Annotated in this window: 10 protein-coding genes; all 10 read right to left on the bottom strand. The window is 42.4% G+C overall.

The annotated features are described in order from the left end of the window. Positions 1-8 precede the first annotated feature (8 nt). Positions 9-992: an ABC transporter ATP-binding protein gene (locus BQ5375_RS08550; protein WP_076917720.1), complete on the bottom strand. Its 984-nt coding sequence runs from the start codon at positions 990-992 to the stop codon at positions 9-11. Positions 993-998: 6 nt separating this feature from the next. Further along, positions 999-2,027 (bottom strand): ABC transporter ATP-binding protein, encoded by a 1,029-nt coding sequence (locus BQ5375_RS08545; protein WP_076917719.1) that lies wholly within the window; start codon positions 2,025-2,027, stop codon positions 999-1,001. 26 nt (positions 2,028-2,053) lie between these two features. Next, positions 2,054-3,004 (bottom strand): ABC transporter permease, encoded by a 951-nt coding sequence (locus BQ5375_RS08540; RefSeq protein ID WP_022133315.1) that lies wholly within the window; start codon positions 3,002-3,004, stop codon positions 2,054-2,056. Between the two features lie 14 nt (positions 3,005-3,018). Then, on the bottom strand, positions 3,019-3,954 hold the full coding sequence (locus BQ5375_RS08535) for an ABC transporter permease (RefSeq protein ID WP_022133316.1): 936 nt from the start codon (positions 3,952-3,954) through the stop codon (positions 3,019-3,021). 46 nt (positions 3,955-4,000) lie between these two features. After that, positions 4,001-4,681, bottom strand: coding sequence for a GntR family transcriptional regulator (locus tag BQ5375_RS08530; protein ID WP_235849990.1), 681 nt, complete (start codon positions 4,679-4,681; stop codon positions 4,001-4,003). A gap of 440 nt (positions 4,682-5,121) precedes the next feature. Then, positions 5,122-5,973, bottom strand: coding sequence for a DUF3737 family protein (locus BQ5375_RS08525; RefSeq protein WP_076917718.1), 852 nt, complete (start codon positions 5,971-5,973; stop codon positions 5,122-5,124). A 169-nt stretch (positions 5,974-6,142) separates the two neighbouring features. After that, positions 6,143-7,654, bottom strand: coding sequence for a hypothetical protein (locus BQ5375_RS08520; RefSeq protein WP_076917717.1), 1,512 nt, complete (start codon positions 7,652-7,654; stop codon positions 6,143-6,145). A gap of 8 nt (positions 7,655-7,662) precedes the next feature. Continuing rightward, on the bottom strand, positions 7,663-12,951 hold the full coding sequence (locus BQ5375_RS08515; RefSeq protein ID WP_076917716.1) for a fibronectin type III domain-containing protein: 5,289 nt from the start codon (positions 12,949-12,951) through the stop codon (positions 7,663-7,665). 292 nt (positions 12,952-13,243) lie between these two features. Next, on the bottom strand, positions 13,244-13,672 hold the full coding sequence (locus BQ5375_RS08510) for a hypothetical protein (RefSeq protein ID WP_022133321.1): 429 nt from the start codon (positions 13,670-13,672) through the stop codon (positions 13,244-13,246). 123 nt (positions 13,673-13,795) lie between these two features. Then, the gene (locus BQ5375_RS08505; protein ID WP_022133322.1) at positions 13,796-15,814 is read right to left on the bottom strand and encodes a peptide ABC transporter substrate-binding protein; all 2,019 of its coding nucleotides are present in this window, start codon (positions 15,812-15,814) and stop codon (positions 13,796-13,798) included. Positions 15,815-16,118 lie beyond the last annotated feature (304 nt).

Raw genomic sequence — 16,118 nt, 5'->3', positions numbered from 1 at the left:
TATCAGCTTTAAAGACCTAATGCATTCACTTCTTTTACACGGTGACATGCTACAAAATGTCCCGGTAAAACTTCTGTCAGTTCCGGTGTTGTCTGCTTGCAGGCTTCGGTTGCATATTTGCAGCGGGCAGCAAAACGGCATCCTGGTTTTGGATTGATTGGGCTTGGGATTTCGCCTTCGATTGGAATTCTCTTCTTTTCTTTTTCTGCCTTCGGGTCCGGAATTGGAATTGCGGACATCAGCGCTTTGGTATATGGATGCAGTGGTTTGGAATAAAGCTCATCACTGTCTGCAAATTCCACCATGCTTCCCAGATACATAACACCTACACGGTCAGAAATATGTTTTACCATCGAAAGGTCGTGTGCGATAAACAGATAGGTCAGACCCAGCTCTTTCTGAAGCTTGATCAGCAGGTTTACTACCTGTGCCTGAATGGATACGTCCAATGCCGAGATTGGTTCATCACATACAATGAATTCCGGTTCAATTGCCAGCGCACGCGCAATACCGATACGCTGTCTCTGTCCACCAGAGAACTCATGTGGAAAACGAAGTGCATGTTCCTTGTTCAGACCTACCATTTCCAGCAGCTGATGGATTCTCTGGCGACGTTCTTCACCTTTGTACAATCCATGAATATCAATACCTTCTCCGATGATATCTTCAACGGTCATACGAGGGTTGAGCGAAGAATATGGGTCCTGGAAAATAATCTGGGCACGTTTGGTAAATTCTTTCTTTTCTTTTTTATGTAAGCTGTGGATGTCTACGCCATCAAAGATAACCTGACCGCCGGTCGCTTCATAAAGACCCATAACCGTTTTTCCGCAGGTTGTTTTTCCGCATCCGGATTCTCCCACCAGACCTAAAGTTTCTCCCTTATAGATCTTGAAGTTTACACCGTCAACTGCTTTCAAAACAGCTTTTTTTCCTACATTGAAATATTTTTTCAAGTCCTTTACTTCAATCAGTACTTCCTTTTCAGCCACGTCTTCCTACCCCCTCTTGAAAATCTCTTCCGGCAGTCCGCTTACGTCTGCCTTTGGATGATGCAGCCAGCAGGAACACTGCTGAGAATCGCTGAACTGGGTAATTTCCGGATATTTCTGGCGGCAAATTTTCATACCATACTCGCAACGTGGTGCAAAAGAGCAGCCAACCGGTGGATTGATCAGATCCGGTGGGGTACCTTTCAGGGAATACAATGTTTCCTTGTTGCTGGTATGAATCTTTGGCACCGAGCTGAGCAATGCTCTGGTGTATGGATGGGTTGGATGATAGAAGATCTCATCCACTGTTCCGCGTTCAATAATCTTTCCTGCGTACATAACCTGAATTCTGTCCGCTACACTTGCAACGACACCCAGATCGTGGGTAACCAGGATAACAGCCATGTTCAGTTCTTTCTGCAGTTCTCCGATCAGATCCATGATCTGTGCCTGAATTGTTACGTCCAGTGCGGTTGTTGGTTCGTCCGCAATCAGGATTTCCGGTTTGCAGGCTAAAGCTACTGCAATCATTGCTCTCTGGCGCATACCACCAGAAAACTCAAATGGATACTGTTTCATACGCTGAGCTGCATTTGGAATTTTTACCAGCTCCAGCATCTCAAGAGCCTGTTTTTCTGCTTCCTTTTTGCTGATCTTCTGATGAATCAGAATACTTTCCATAATCTGATTTCCGATTTTCATGGTTGGGTTCAGCGATGTCATCGGGTCCTGGAAGATCATCGAAATTTTGCTTCCGCGGATATGGGTCATCTGCTTTTCTGTATAATTGAGAAGATTTTCACCATGGAACAGAATTGCGGAATCTCCATCTTTTTTGATCTGTGTCTGAGGTGTTGGAAGCAAACCCATAATCGCTTTGGATGTTACTGTTTTTCCACAACCGGATTCTCCAACGATCGCAAGAGTTTCACCCTGATTCAGGTGGAAATCTATTCCTCGAACCGCATGGGAAGTACCCGCATAGGTATGGAAGGAAACATTTAAATCTTTAACCTCTAATATTTTTTCGCTCATGATTTTCTTCCTCCTGTTGTTTCATCCTACTGTCTCAATTTCGGGTCAAGCGCGTCCGAAAGTCCATCGCCGATCAGATGGAACGATAAGATTGTAATAACAATCAGCAGACAAGGGAAGAACAACTGATATGGATAGAACATCAGCTGCTGCTGACCTGCACTGGCCAGTGCGCCCCAGCTTGTTTCCGGTGGTCTGATACCAAGACCGATATAGCTTAAGAAAGATTCACTGAAGATAAATCCTGGAACCGACATGGTAACATCTACCATGATAATGCCCAGTGTGTTTGGAAGAAGGTGTTTGATGATAATTCTGCCAGTGTCTGCACCCAAAGCTTTTGCTGCCTGTACATAGTCCTGTTCTTTAATCTGAAGAATCTGACCACGTACCATACGGGTCGTTCCAACCCAAGCAGTCAACGACATCGCAAATACCAGAGAGAACATGCTTCTACCCATTACCATAGAAAGAATTACAACGATAATCAGATATGGAAGGTTTCCGATCAATTCGCAAAGTCTCATGATAAGGTCATCAACAATGCCGCCTTTTAAACCTGCCAGAGCACCCAGCAGAGAACCGATTACAAACATTACCAAAGTACAGCACAGACCAATATAGATAGAAACTCGTCCACCAACGCATACACGGGTAAACAGGTCACGACCCATATCGTCGGTACCAAACCAGTATTCACTGTTCGGAGGTGTATTTTTAATCGAAGCATCAATAAACTGATAATCTTTTCCAGAAAGAGTTGGTCCTATAAAGAGCAGACAGATTACTGCAATCAGAAGGATCAAACCTAAAATTGCCATTTTGTTGGAACGAAATCTTCTCCAAACATCTGCCCAGTATGTAAGGGATTGTTTACCAATATCTTCACCCGAAAGTCCTTCGGTGCCGATTCGTTCAAACATGTCGTCAGTCAACGGAACTTCCTGTACCATTGTTTTCTGTTGATTTTCACTCATCCTAATCACCTCACCTATTTTCTGCCTTTTGCTACTCGAATTCTTGGATCTACAAAACCATATAAAATGTCAACAATAATCAACGAAGCCACAAAGAGCATTGCAAAGAAGATTGTCAGACCAATTACCATGGTATAGTCGTTATCCGAAACGGATTTCATATAATAGAAACCAAGGCCTGGGATAGAGAACATTTTTTCAATAACGAAGGAACCAGCAAAAATACCTGCTACTGCTGGACCGATCATGGTAATAATCGGAATCAAAGAGTTTCTGAAAATATGTTTTCTTACTACTCTGCCCTTGCTGCATCCCTTAGCCTTTGCTGTGATGACATAATCTTCACTGAGAACAGAAAGGGTGCTGTTTCTCATATACTTGGTGTAAGAAGCGATACCACCAAGTGCGTAAGCTGTAACTGGAAGAATATAGTGTTTCAATTCGCCCCAGCCAAATACTGGAACCAATTTCCACTTAAATGCTAGGAAGTATTGCAATAGCGCCGCGAAAACGAAACTTGGAATACAGATTGCCAGTACAACCAGAACTCGTATGATATTATCAACCGGCTTTCCTCGATTTAAAGCTGAGATCATTCCAAGGCAAATACCGATGGTAATCTGGAATACCAATGCAATTAAACCAATTTTTGCGGAAATCAAAGTGTTTTCTTTGATAACATCGTTTGCGGATTTTCCGGTATAGATGATCGATTCACCAAAATCACCTGTTGTAATCAAGCGCTTCATGTAAATCAGATATCTTTCAAAAACCGGTTTATCCAATCCGTATTTTGCACTGATGATCTCCTGTGCCTGTTCTGGCATCTGTCCAACTTTTGCTGCGATTGGGTCTCCCGGAGCCCCCGCAACCAGGAAAAATGTTGCTGTTGCAATTAAAAATAACGTTATAATAGCATACACAAGCCTTTTTCCAATAAATCTAAGCATTTTTCTTCCTCCTTTTACTTCTAATAATCATTGCTGTAAGCAAAAATTATTCCTTTCCCCTTTGTTGTTCCTTCTGAGACAATGTTTCCGGAACCACCATGTAGTGCTTATGAATCTCATGACTGATTTGATCTACACTCGCACTGTTTTTAAACAAATCCAAAATCACTTTATGATTTGCCGCAACAAAATCATATGGCATTAAATTTTCAGTGTTCATGGTATAGTAAGTAGATGTATTCGCTCCCTGTAACTGTCTCCAGATTTTTAAAAGCTTTTCACATTCTGCTTCTTCCACAATTGCGGAATGGAATGCCTCATCCGCCTGAGTCAGTTCGTACAGCGTTTTGTTTTCTCCCGCCATCCGGATATCCTCTAACGCTTCCTCCATTTTACGCAGACCATTTTCACTGATTTTTCCTGCATATATCTGAACTGCCAGAGATTCCAGCGTAGAACGGATCAAGTAGGATTCCTGCATATCTCTTAAGGATAATGTTTTTACAACACATCCTTTATGCGGCTGGTAGGAAATCAAGCCTTCTTCTTCCAGCTGCCGCAGCGCTTCCCGGATTGGACCACGGCTGACCTGATATTCTTTTGCAACTTCTTCTTCGACAATCCGATCACCCGGTGCAATCTCGGATCTTAATATTTTTGATCGAAGGATATCTGCCAGCTGTTCTCTTAGTGTTTTTCTAATAAACTGTTGTTTTTCACTTGGCACAAATTTTTCTCCTTCCAATTTCACTGTGACCTCATTGACCACATTATACTCTGTTAACAATTTGATTGTCAATCGTTAACAATCATCAATGATAAAAAATCTCGTTTTTTGTTAAATAATTGTGTCGATTTTATGCATAATTCACTATCAAATTATTTTTCACTAAAATTTATTTTATTTGCACAAAAAAATTATTTTTATCTCCTAAATTCCATCACCTTTATTCTTAATTTTAAATAAAAAAATCTGTATATTTTTATTTTTAGATCAAAAATAGTTCATATTTTAGGATTTTACAGCAACTCTGCTTTTCATTTTCCACACCATATTTTTATTGTAAAAGTAAAAATGCGCTATTTTTTACTTCCTGACGCACAAAAAAAGGCAGATACCCACTTAACATGGTATCTGCCTTTTCTACATTATTATCTATTCTGTTGTTATCTTTCTTCTCCAACACAGATTTCACAGGTTGACTGCATAATTGAATCTTCTCGTACAATCTCTCCGATAGAATCCGCTACAATTTTTCCGGATTTTGGATTCTTAACTGAAAGAATGTTTCCTTTAACCTTAGCATCCACTTCGGAATATTCAAAAGAGAGATCGGTTTCTTCCATGGTACAATCAATCAAACGAAGGTTCTTGCAGTAGCAAAGCGGCTGTGTTCCAATAATTTTACAGTGAATCAAGGTCAATCCTTCGGAATACCATCCCAGATACTCCCCTTTGATTACGCTGTTTTCTACGGTAACATTTTTACTGTGCCAGAATGCGTCTTTGGTGTCCAGCTCAGAATGATCAATTTTCATGCTTTCGATATACTGGAATGAATATTTTCCTTTCATCTTCAGATGATCGATCTGAACATCTTTACATTCCAACAGGAAATATTCCGACTCAACCTGGCTGTTTTTGATCTCAAGATCCCGGCATTTCCAACCAAACTCCGGAGAATGGATTGTGCAGCCATCCAGCTTCATTCTGTCGCACTCTCTTAAGCATTTGATTCCACCCAAGATACTGTTCTTAATTGTTCCATCGCTTGCATACCAGATTGCCGCACGGGTCAATTCATCCATGGAAGAATCTTCCATCAAAAACTTTTTGGAATGCCACAAAGGATAACGCAGAGAAAAACGACAATTTTTCAAAGCCACGTCACGGGATTCTTTTAATGCGGATTCCCCGTCTGCTGGTCCCGCAAAAATGCAATCTACAACCTGTGTGTCTTTTAAGTTATAGAGCGCACGCTCCTGATCAAAAGTTTGACCTATAATTTTTTCATTCATGATTCATTGCACTCCTTCTGTATAAAATACTTTACTCCCTTTTGAGGAAAATTTCTTATTCTGTGATTTATTATAAAACCTGGAGTGAACTCAAAGTCAATACCTTTCGCGCAATTTTGCGGTAAAAATAAAAACTTCCGGCAAAATTACCGGAAGTTTTTATTTCAAATTAAGCTCTTCTCTTATTTGCTACTTTTACAAACAGGAAGGCAATTACTGCTCCAAAAAGAATTACCACTGCAATGGATGCAATCACTACAACCGCCTTGGAATTTTCCTGAGACTGTGTTTCGGAATCGGATTGTACTTCCTGCTCCAATGTTTCAGACTCATCTGTTGCAGAAATTTCCTCATTTTCTGTTGTTTCCTGTGCTGCTTCCTGTGCTTCCACTTCCTCCTCTGTCATCATTGGCGGAACAGTTACAACCACATTGCCAGAAAGATCCAATGCAGTGCTCTGGGACTGCTCAGAAGTTTGTACAGACATTTCTTCGGTTTTGGCTGCCGCTGTCCACAAATCCTTTGATGTCACAATATATTTTGCCGCATTTTCAATTGGGAATACAACCGTTCCATCTTGGTTTACTACAGCTTCTGCTGTCTTCTGGAGAGTTGCTGCCAACTCATCATAATATGCAAGATAGAGTGTCTGTCCTGCGTAATCTGCACCAACTGTGATCGTTAAGGACGCCGGACATGGCATTTGTCCCTGATACTGAACTGCAAACTGAAGCAGATCACTGCCTTCTGCTGCTGCAGTGAGGTTATGCTGGGAAAGCATCTCCAGCGAGAAATCATAAAATTTCTGCTTATCCGGTACACTGCCGCCATTTGCACCGTCAAAGGTCCATTGATAGTTTCCATACTGAAGGGTAACACTGATTTTCTGCTCAATTGCATTGCGCAGAATATCTGCATCCAACTGCTGTCCCTGCTCAATTGTAATTGCCAGTGTCTTTTTGCCGGATACAGTCTTTACCTGACTGGAAATATCCTTCCATGCCAGTATCTTCTGGGTGCCCTCTGTTGTCTGATTTTTATCGGTTTCCTGCTTTCCTGTGGTGTTTGTCTGGGAAACGGTAATCTGCTGGCTTCCAGAAGGTCTGCTGGTGTTCTGGGACTGATTTGTGTCGGAAGGTTTATTATTTCCAGAGTTGCTTCCAGAGTTGTTTCCAGAAGAGTTATCCGATCCGCTGCCGTTATTCGAACCATCCGGTGTCAGCTTTGTATCGAGCACAACATCCTGATAAACGGTCGATTTTTGATTCTGATTCACTGTTTTCATGTAACCGCTGGTTGCAAAAGAACTGCTGTTCAATTCGCGGTCGGTCACGATGGTCGCCACCTGAACATTGGAACTGTTGGAAAGCGGACGCAGCTTGGAAACATAAAAGGTAATCTGTGTTTTACCGTTGCTGTCTGTCTGGACCGCTTTCTGAACATTTCCGCTATCACCGTCTGCCCAGTTGACAGTGACGTCTTTGTCACTGTCAACTGTCAGATCAAACTGCACACCGTAAGTTTCAGATGATACATTTTGAAGGGTCACTTCATACTCATTTTCAGCACCGTTGGAACGGACCTGAATATTGGGCACACTTGCCGCCGAGGAGGCCAATGCTCCAAATCCTGCCATCATAACAGCAGTAAAACCGGCAACTAAAAATTTTCTCAAGTTCATGGATTAATTTATTCCCCCTGCAATGTAATTTGTGGCATCGATTCATCACTTGGAGAAGAGATCCAGCGGGTATCGCTTACTTTACGTTTATCCTGTGCATTATTCGGGTCATCGGTACGGTACAGTACTGCCTTGATTCTGGATGGCAGAATGCTGTGTGCGCATCCTTCGCCCTGGAACTCTTCTTCTGCCTGGATGTTTGGAACAAAGATCCAGATGCCGTTATTGATTTCTGCTAATGCGCCTTCTTCCGGAACCTCCGCAAAGAGGTAAACTTCTCCGTTGATTGGGCGCTCTTCTGTCTGTGTGCTTCCCTGTGCCATATCACCAACCAGGTATTCACCGAGAATCTGAATGGTATTGTATACCGGGTCACCGCGGTAGGTTCCTGCAACAATCAGGGTTCCTGCCGGAATCACTTCGCTGGAATCTTCACCATACTGGTAATCATGTGCCAGTCGTCCAATTGCTCCATCCATGAAGGCAATGCTGTCTCCCGGATAGCCAACAAAGTCAAAGTTTGTTTCGGTCACATTCTTCGGTAATCCCAGGATTCGGATTGCTTTGGTATCTTCGCAGATTGTAATTCTTCCATCATCTGCACCGCTGTTAAACAGCTGGAGCAGGTTTTCCGGTTTAGTAAGATCGGTCTGTTTTAAGTCGATGGTCAGAACTGTGGTAAAGTCCACGCCATTCTTGCTTACCTGTACCACAATCTGATTGGAAGGAACAGTTTCCGGCTTGTCTTCTTCTGGAAGGTTCTCTTCTGGATGGGTTTCCTCCGGAAGGGTTTCGTCTGGGAGTGTCTCTTCTGTTTCATCTTCCGCAGGAAGTTTCTCATCTTCAGATGGTTCTTCCTCAGACTGATCGCCTTCTGTTACAGACCCATTTTCATTTCCATTGTTGTCTTCTGGAATCTGAGGCTGCTCTTCTGTCAGTCCAGCATCTTCGCTGTCCTCTGTCCACTCATCTGTGGAAGTTTCCAGTGTGGTATCAGCCTCTTCTCCTGCAAACAAGTCAGCAAAGAAGGATGCTGCGTTCTCTACGCTATCCACATTACTATCTACATTCTCTGCTTTCTCTTCATTCGATTCGCCGGAAGGTTCTTTTTCTGTCTCTTCATCGGCTGGAGTATTCTGTTCTGGCTGCTGGGAATCCTCGATCACCGGATCAGATTCACCGATTACCAGTTCCGGCATATCCTTAAAGAGGATACCTGCAACGGTCTGTGGCTGAGTAAAGTTAATCAGCATTGTTCCGTCTTCCTGACGCTGTGCGTTCCAGAAATCGCGGCTGATAACGTTGTTATGGCTGATCAGCACCTCTTCTTTTGTGCTTTCTGCCGCAACGTTGCCCAGAAGGTCAATTGCTTTTACCTGATAGGTAAAGGTCTTGTTGTTTGCTGAACCGATGGTATCAGTGAATGTGAGATCGGAACCTTCGGTAACAAATGCGTATGGTTTATCGTTCTTTAAAATCTCATAGCCCTGCACGCTTCCAGAAAGGGATGGTGTAATATTGATAACAACTTCCTTTTCATTAACAGATGCCTGCATGGATACGCTTCCGGACGCGCTGCCGCTGCCGTTCATTCTCTGGCGGCGGGACTCGTCGGAGAGGTAGTGAATCTTTCTGCTTTCTGTGCTGTGTCCGCGCATTGCAGAAATCGCTGCATCGGAAAGCTGAACGCCCCACTGGGTGAAGAATTCGGTCAGGTCGTAGCCTGCAACTTCGCTTGCAACCACTGCAAATCGTTCATCTCCGCTGAATCCGGAGCCTACGCCGCTTCGATATGCCTTGTTCACTAAATTATAGAAGTTATCATCTGCATCGTCATATGCAAGGTGCAGCTGCCAGTACATTCCAAGCTGAACAAAGACATTGTTTGCAAGGCCTTTTGCACCCGAAGAGGTCTTGTCAAAAATGTTTGGATAAAGATCCGACAATTCCAGACGGGAAGCTTTTGCATTCTGTCCTGCATCAAAGGTCTGTGCGAACAGAGAATAAATATTGTTGGTAATTTCAGCATGGCCTAAAGTATCCATGTTGTGTCCGATCTCGTGTGCAATTCCCCATCCAAACAGGGATTCTTCACCAAAACCTGCGGAACCTGCCGGGATACCCTGAACCAGTGGTGCGGTCGAGCCGTATTCAACGCCGATATGTTCCCCTGCTGCATACATGAAAGCACCGCTGAACATTCTCTGATAACGGATATTGTTTCTGGAAGCTTCGGTTGTGATGTCATCCACACCATGTGTGCGGTACATCAGTTCCATCAGCTGATTCCATGCCAGAGTGTTCTGATACAGTCTTTCCACTTTCGCTTCGGTGGAAGATGCTCCACCGCTGATTCCGGACTGTACCTGATCTGCCGGCAGAGAAAGAAGAACGTATGGCAGAGAAATTTCGGTCGCGTTGCGGATATTGGTCTGAAGATTGTTAGAACCTAATGCAGCAACGTATGTATTAAGTTCTTCCACATAATTTGTGATTTTCTCTTTGCGCTGCTGTTCGGACATGCTTTCCCAATCCGACAGTTCCAGCATTGGGATCTTGGTTACATTACCTCTGATTTGCAGCTTAATGCGGTCAGCGTTGCTTCCAGAATACTGCAAGTACAGAGAGCCGCCTTTTTCTGCGCTCAGGCTGGTCATGGTCGGCATGGTAATAACGTTTCGTCCATTCTGCAGCGCAATCGGAGTTCCTTTCCAGGAATTGGACTCTGCATAGAACTGAGTTGGTACCAATGTGACGCTTTCACCTTCTGGAATTTCTGCGTAAACCACGATTTTCTTTCCAGAATTTGCAACTGCTCCAATTGGCTGAAGAGTGTTGAGCACTCGAACATCTCCAGTTGTATCGCGGGACTGGATTCCATCCATCACGATGCCCAGTGCAGAAGTGTTATTCTGCAGCAGCTGTTCTGCCAGATTCAGCTCATCTTTCAGGATATCACTGTCAATATAGAAATCCTGTGTTGCATTGAGCTGTTCCCTTAACTGATTGATTGTCTGTTCATCTACGCCTTCTGCGAGTTTTGTTTTGCTTTCATTTGCAAACAGAGCATCGATCTGATCTTCAACTCCATTGTACTCATAGAACGCAATTTCGGACAAAGAAATATTGGTTGGAGAACCATCCCACTGGTTTACCTCTACTGAGATCTTTTTGATATGATCATTTCTTTCAAATGGAAGAATCGCATATTTGGTTTCAGATGGATTATTTTTTACATACGGACCACTGCCAACATTTCCTTTGTCGCTGGTCAGATAGGTTTTGTTTCCATCTTTGTCCCATGCTGTGATCGTGTAACGGTTCAAGCTTCTTGCATACTGCCCATCCACACGTGGAACGTAAATCAGGTAGTTCATGCTCTGTTCTTCATCAAACTCGAAGATGAACTCTTTGCTTTCCCACCATCTGCGTGCAGTCCAGTGAGTAGCATAATCATTGTCTGCTACAAACTTGAGATTAAATCCGTTTGGATACTGGGTTGTATCTACATTTGCCGGGAACGCCATCTGGATGGATGTGATCTTATCATTGGAGATTCTGCCCAATTCTGGCAGTTCTGGTCCCTTTACCTCGATCTTTTCCGGTGTTCCGGAAGCGACCAGAGAACGTGGACCTTCACCAATATTATTGACTGCTGTTACATATACATCGTAGCTGACATCGTTTTCCAGTCCGCCCAAAGCATAGCTTGTTGCGGTGATCTCTGCATCCACCTTGGTGTAGGCAGTATCTGGATCGCTGCTCTTTTTATAATACACACGATAGCTCAGGGCATCATCTGTTTTTCCCCAGGAAATGCTCAGAGCCTGATCCTGCGGAGCAACTTTCAGATAATCCGGTGCGCTTGGTACTTTATTTGGCTGTGGAGTTGCTGTCACTTCACTGGACAGCTTTCCGGTCCAACCATCTTCGGTATAAGCTGCAACCGTAAAGTAGTATTTGGTCAGATTTTCCAACCCTTCGATGGTAGCTTCTGGCACCGAAACTTTAAGCTCTCTGGTGTAGTTGCCCGAAGAGGTTCCGTATTTTACCAGATAACCATCTACGTTATTCACTGCTTTCCAGCTTAACTCAACCTGTTCTGCTCCTGCAGTTGCTTTGAGGTTTGTTGGAATTGAGTTGGTGATTTCTACATTATCCGGAACGATATCTTTTAAGAACTGGATATTTTCTACTACGGTATATCCTGTATCGCCTTCTACCTTTTCTACTTTGATAGTTACTTTTTTCACCGCAACACGTTTGCCCAGATTGATTACAACCGAGCTGCTGGTCTTATCACGGCTGATTGCATGTACCCCTTCCGGAGCAGACGCGTCAAAAGAAACTGTTTCTGTTTTCTCCTGTCCATTCTCTTCATAGGTTACTTCTACTTCACCTGTCTGTACCGCTCCATTTCCAGGAGGCGACTGAATGGTGATCTGTTCCATCTCAACCGGTTCTGTAAAAGAAATTGGAAGAACAATCTCTCCACTGGAGGAAGCTTCCAGCTTAACACTCTCGCCATTTTCTTCAAACAGATCGGACAGATTTCCTTCTACATTGATTCCCTGGCTTTCCAGCTCATTTTTAGTTTCCTGCTGGTCAACGATTGTTCCAACAATTGCTGTTGTCTCAAACAGAACCGCTTGTCCTTTTTCACCCTGATTGTGATGGATGATTGCCAGGTCTTCAATATCAACCTGATTATCCTTGGTAATATCTGCATCAGAATTGTTCTGACCCAGCTGAGCTGTTACCTGATTTAAGTCCTGTTCGTTTATTTTTCCATCGTTGGTTACATCACCTAGCGAGAATCCACCTTCCCAGGAACCAATCAGAATTTTTCTGGAATAATCCTTTAACAAAATTTCCTGTGATTCATAATCGGTATAGCCCTCTGCCGAAAGAGCAACGGTGTAATTTTTATTATTTGGAAGGCCTTTGAATTCAACCTCGTAATAACCCACTGTATTTTCTGTTGTCAAATCTACATCTTGTTCATTACGCAGACTAACCAGAATGGTTACTTCTTTTCCATCAACAAAAATCGTTTCTGTTGATGTTTCTTTGGATAAGGAAATTTCTGCACAAAGCTGCTGTCCTTCCTTTAGTTGCAGCTTGAAATTTCTTTGCTCCACATTGTTCAAAAGTTCTGGATAGTCTAAACGGATGGCCGCAGTCAAGTTTCCCACAGCTTGTGTTGCAGCCTTAGAAGATGTTTCTGCAAATACTGAAAGATTGGTCGCAGAAACTAACATTGCCGCTAACAATACTGCAGCAATTACTCTTCTCATCAAAGCCCCTCCTTTATGTAGTAAAAAAGTATATTTTTGCCTCACCTAGAATATCATAAATATTCCTAAATTTCCAGCATTTTTCGGTAATTTTTTTATCTTTGTATATATGACCAAAACTATTTCCCAGTCGTGATTCTCTTTTGTAAAGTCACACATTATTTTATCTATTTGTTACTTTTGTTCTCCCTTTCTTTTTGATCTAACCGTTTTTTACCTTTGTCTTAAAAAATACAACAAAAAATACCGCCTGAAGCAATCAGGCGGTATTGGAACTACATATCAAAATATTTTATATTAATACAACAAACAGTGCCGGTAAAAAGAAAAGTAATCCTGAAACGACATTCGCAAAGAAGTTTGCATAGAGCTTCTCTCGATCTGTCAGCTGTTCCTGTTCGGAAAGCTCCTCATCCACATAATCGATCATCTCTCGTTTTCTTTTCAAAAGACGTTTTTTCTTCTTTTCTTCTTTTCTCATCAAGCTGTTCGCAAATGGATTTCTCAAGCCATCCAATCTCAGATAGTTAATCCATGCAAGTGTCAGCCAGAATGCACCCACAACAAAAAAGGCATCCGGTACAATCGCGTAATAATGGCTGGAATTAACGGTTCGATCCCACAACAGCGCTGCAATAAGGCCGATCAGCAAACGAACAATCGCCTTCTGCAAAGTAGGACGCAGCATATAAGGCTTTAAAACATCCTTTATATCCTTCATTCTCTTTTCAGACATCCTTTCTTTCAAGATATTTTCAGAACGAAATAAAGGGAGTTTCCATTCCAGCATAAAATGACAAAAGCAGTTGCCCGAAAAAATCCGGGCAACTGAAATGACAATCATTTATTTGCTTGTTGCACTGTTATGTGCTTCCTCGCTGGCTTTGATCTCTTCTGTAGTAAAACCATTTGCGTTAGTTTTCCAGTTCTTCATCTTTTCGTTCTGGCTACCAAACATTGCATTCATTTTACTATATGGATCAACTTTTGTCAAACACCAGGTCGGGTTGTAGTAGAATGGGATTACCAGTGCATGATCCAGCATATATGCCTCTGCAACTGCGTATGCCTGATAACGTGCATCCAGGTCATCGGTAATTGCATCTGCTTCTTCTACCAGTCTTGTAAACTCTTTGTAGGTATCAAGCAGGTCTTTGGTTGCTTCTGTTTCTTCTACATCATTGATCTTAGACTGGCTGGTAGAATAGTATGCGTTATCATATCCGTAAGTTTCCTGACCAAGGTAGTTCTGTGGGTCACCGTAGTCAGCACCCCAACCGTTAGTGGAAATGGAGTGGAGTTTTGGAGTGTAAACTTCTGTTGTTGCACTGGAGATATAGGTCTTGATGTTTACTACGATAAAGTCATCACCCAAGCTGCTGGATACGGTCTGTTTGAATACATTAGCGCTGTCCAGAGAAACCTGGTTAGCAGATGCAATGTAGTAATCCAGACCAACTGGGAAGGTTACACCCAGAGCTGTCAGTTCTTCGATTGCAGCCTGTTTGTATTCTTCTGCTTTTTCTGCATCCAGACGGATCATAGTCTCGCCATTATTTTCTGGCAGGCCCATTTCCTGTCTTACCAGTTCTGTATAATCAGTACCATCGGATGTATAGATCAGACCCTTCATGGTATAGAAGTTATTTTCGCAGTTCATTGGGTTAACTGCGTTAACTCTCTTATAGTAATCTGTCAGGTCCAAACCGTAGTAGATTGCTTTTCTGAAGTTTTCATTTGCAATAGCGGTATTCCAGTTGGTATCCGGAGTTCCGTCTTCTTTGTTCTTACTGTAGTTGAAGTGAATCTGGTAGGAATATTTATCTACCGGTTTTTCTACCAGATAATCATAGAACTCGTTATTTGCATTGCCGCTGATGGTCTTCAAGTTACTTTCTGTCAGGTCAACATAGTCAACCTCGCCTGTCTGATAAAGCTGGAATGCAACGTCGTTGGACTCTACCATTTTAATGGTAACAGTGTTGAACAGACTGCACTCTGTATCCCAGTAAGTAGGATTCTTGGTAAATACTTTTTCGTTGCCCTGTACATAGGAAGTCATGGTGTAGCAACCGTTATACCACATTGTCTCGTTGTTCATTTCCTGAACACCTTTGACACCAAGCTCATCAACCATTGCCTGGGACATTGGATACAGACAAGCATAGGTTGCAACTGTGTCAAAATATGGTTTTGGAGTGGTGCAATGATAAACAACGGTGTAATCATCCGGTGTTTCGATTCCAACCATTTCGCGGAACTTGGAGCCTTCACCAGCAGTCAGTGCCTGAGCTTCTTCTGCTGACAAAGTTTTGGTATATTCATAATACTCTTCTGCGCCCTGAATCATTTCCAGAGGCATCGAAGTATTTGCAGAATCGTTTTTATGGAAGTTCAGCACCCATTCGAGGGAGGTTGCAAAGTCCTGAGAAACGCAATCTGCTTTTTCCTGTGCGTTCACATCGACCCATTTTACACCTTCACGGAGTTTGAAAGTCCAGGTCAGACCGCCATCTTCTGTTCCCCATTCTTCTGCCAGTGCTGGAGACAGTTCACCATAGGTGTCTACTTCCAACAATGGCTCTGTCAGGTTACACAGGTTTTCAAAGTCAGACGCCAGCTGGCTATGTAAAATATTGAATGTCTCCAATTCTCTTGTTGCAACCTTTGGAATTACCAAATCGGTAATTTCATCAGCAGAGGATTGAGCATCCTGTTCGCTTTCTGTCTGTTCGTTTTGTGCTGTTGTGCTTTCGCCATCTGTTTTTTCTCCTGAAGTTTCTCCAGTGGAGCTGTTACAGCCACTCAAAACGACAGAGCTTGCTAAAAGCAAAGCAAACAACTTGGAAACTGTCTTTTTCATATTTTTCCTCCTTTACTCAACTGCCTTACACAGTTCATTCACATTGTTTTACCAATATTTTCTATGTTAAAAACTCAAAAACATGAGTTTAACATCACAACAAAATCACAATAAATTATTGTTAGGATACCACAGGATTTATAATTTGTCAATAATATATATTTAATTTCTTTATATTTATTAAAATATGTGCAAAAATTATAATTTTAACGCTTTACTATACTGCATTATTCCTTAAAATTTTGTTATTCTTCATGACTTTCTCATTATATTCTGTTTTAAAAAACAATGTGATTTATTTTGG

The sequence above is a fragment of the Negativibacillus massiliensis genome (genome assembly GCF_900148495.1).
Classification (GTDB): domain Bacteria; phylum Bacillota; class Clostridia; order Oscillospirales; family Ruminococcaceae; genus Negativibacillus; species Negativibacillus massiliensis.
The sequence above is the reverse complement of the archived record's forward strand: the minus strand, read 5'-3'. Positions and strand labels throughout refer to the sequence as shown.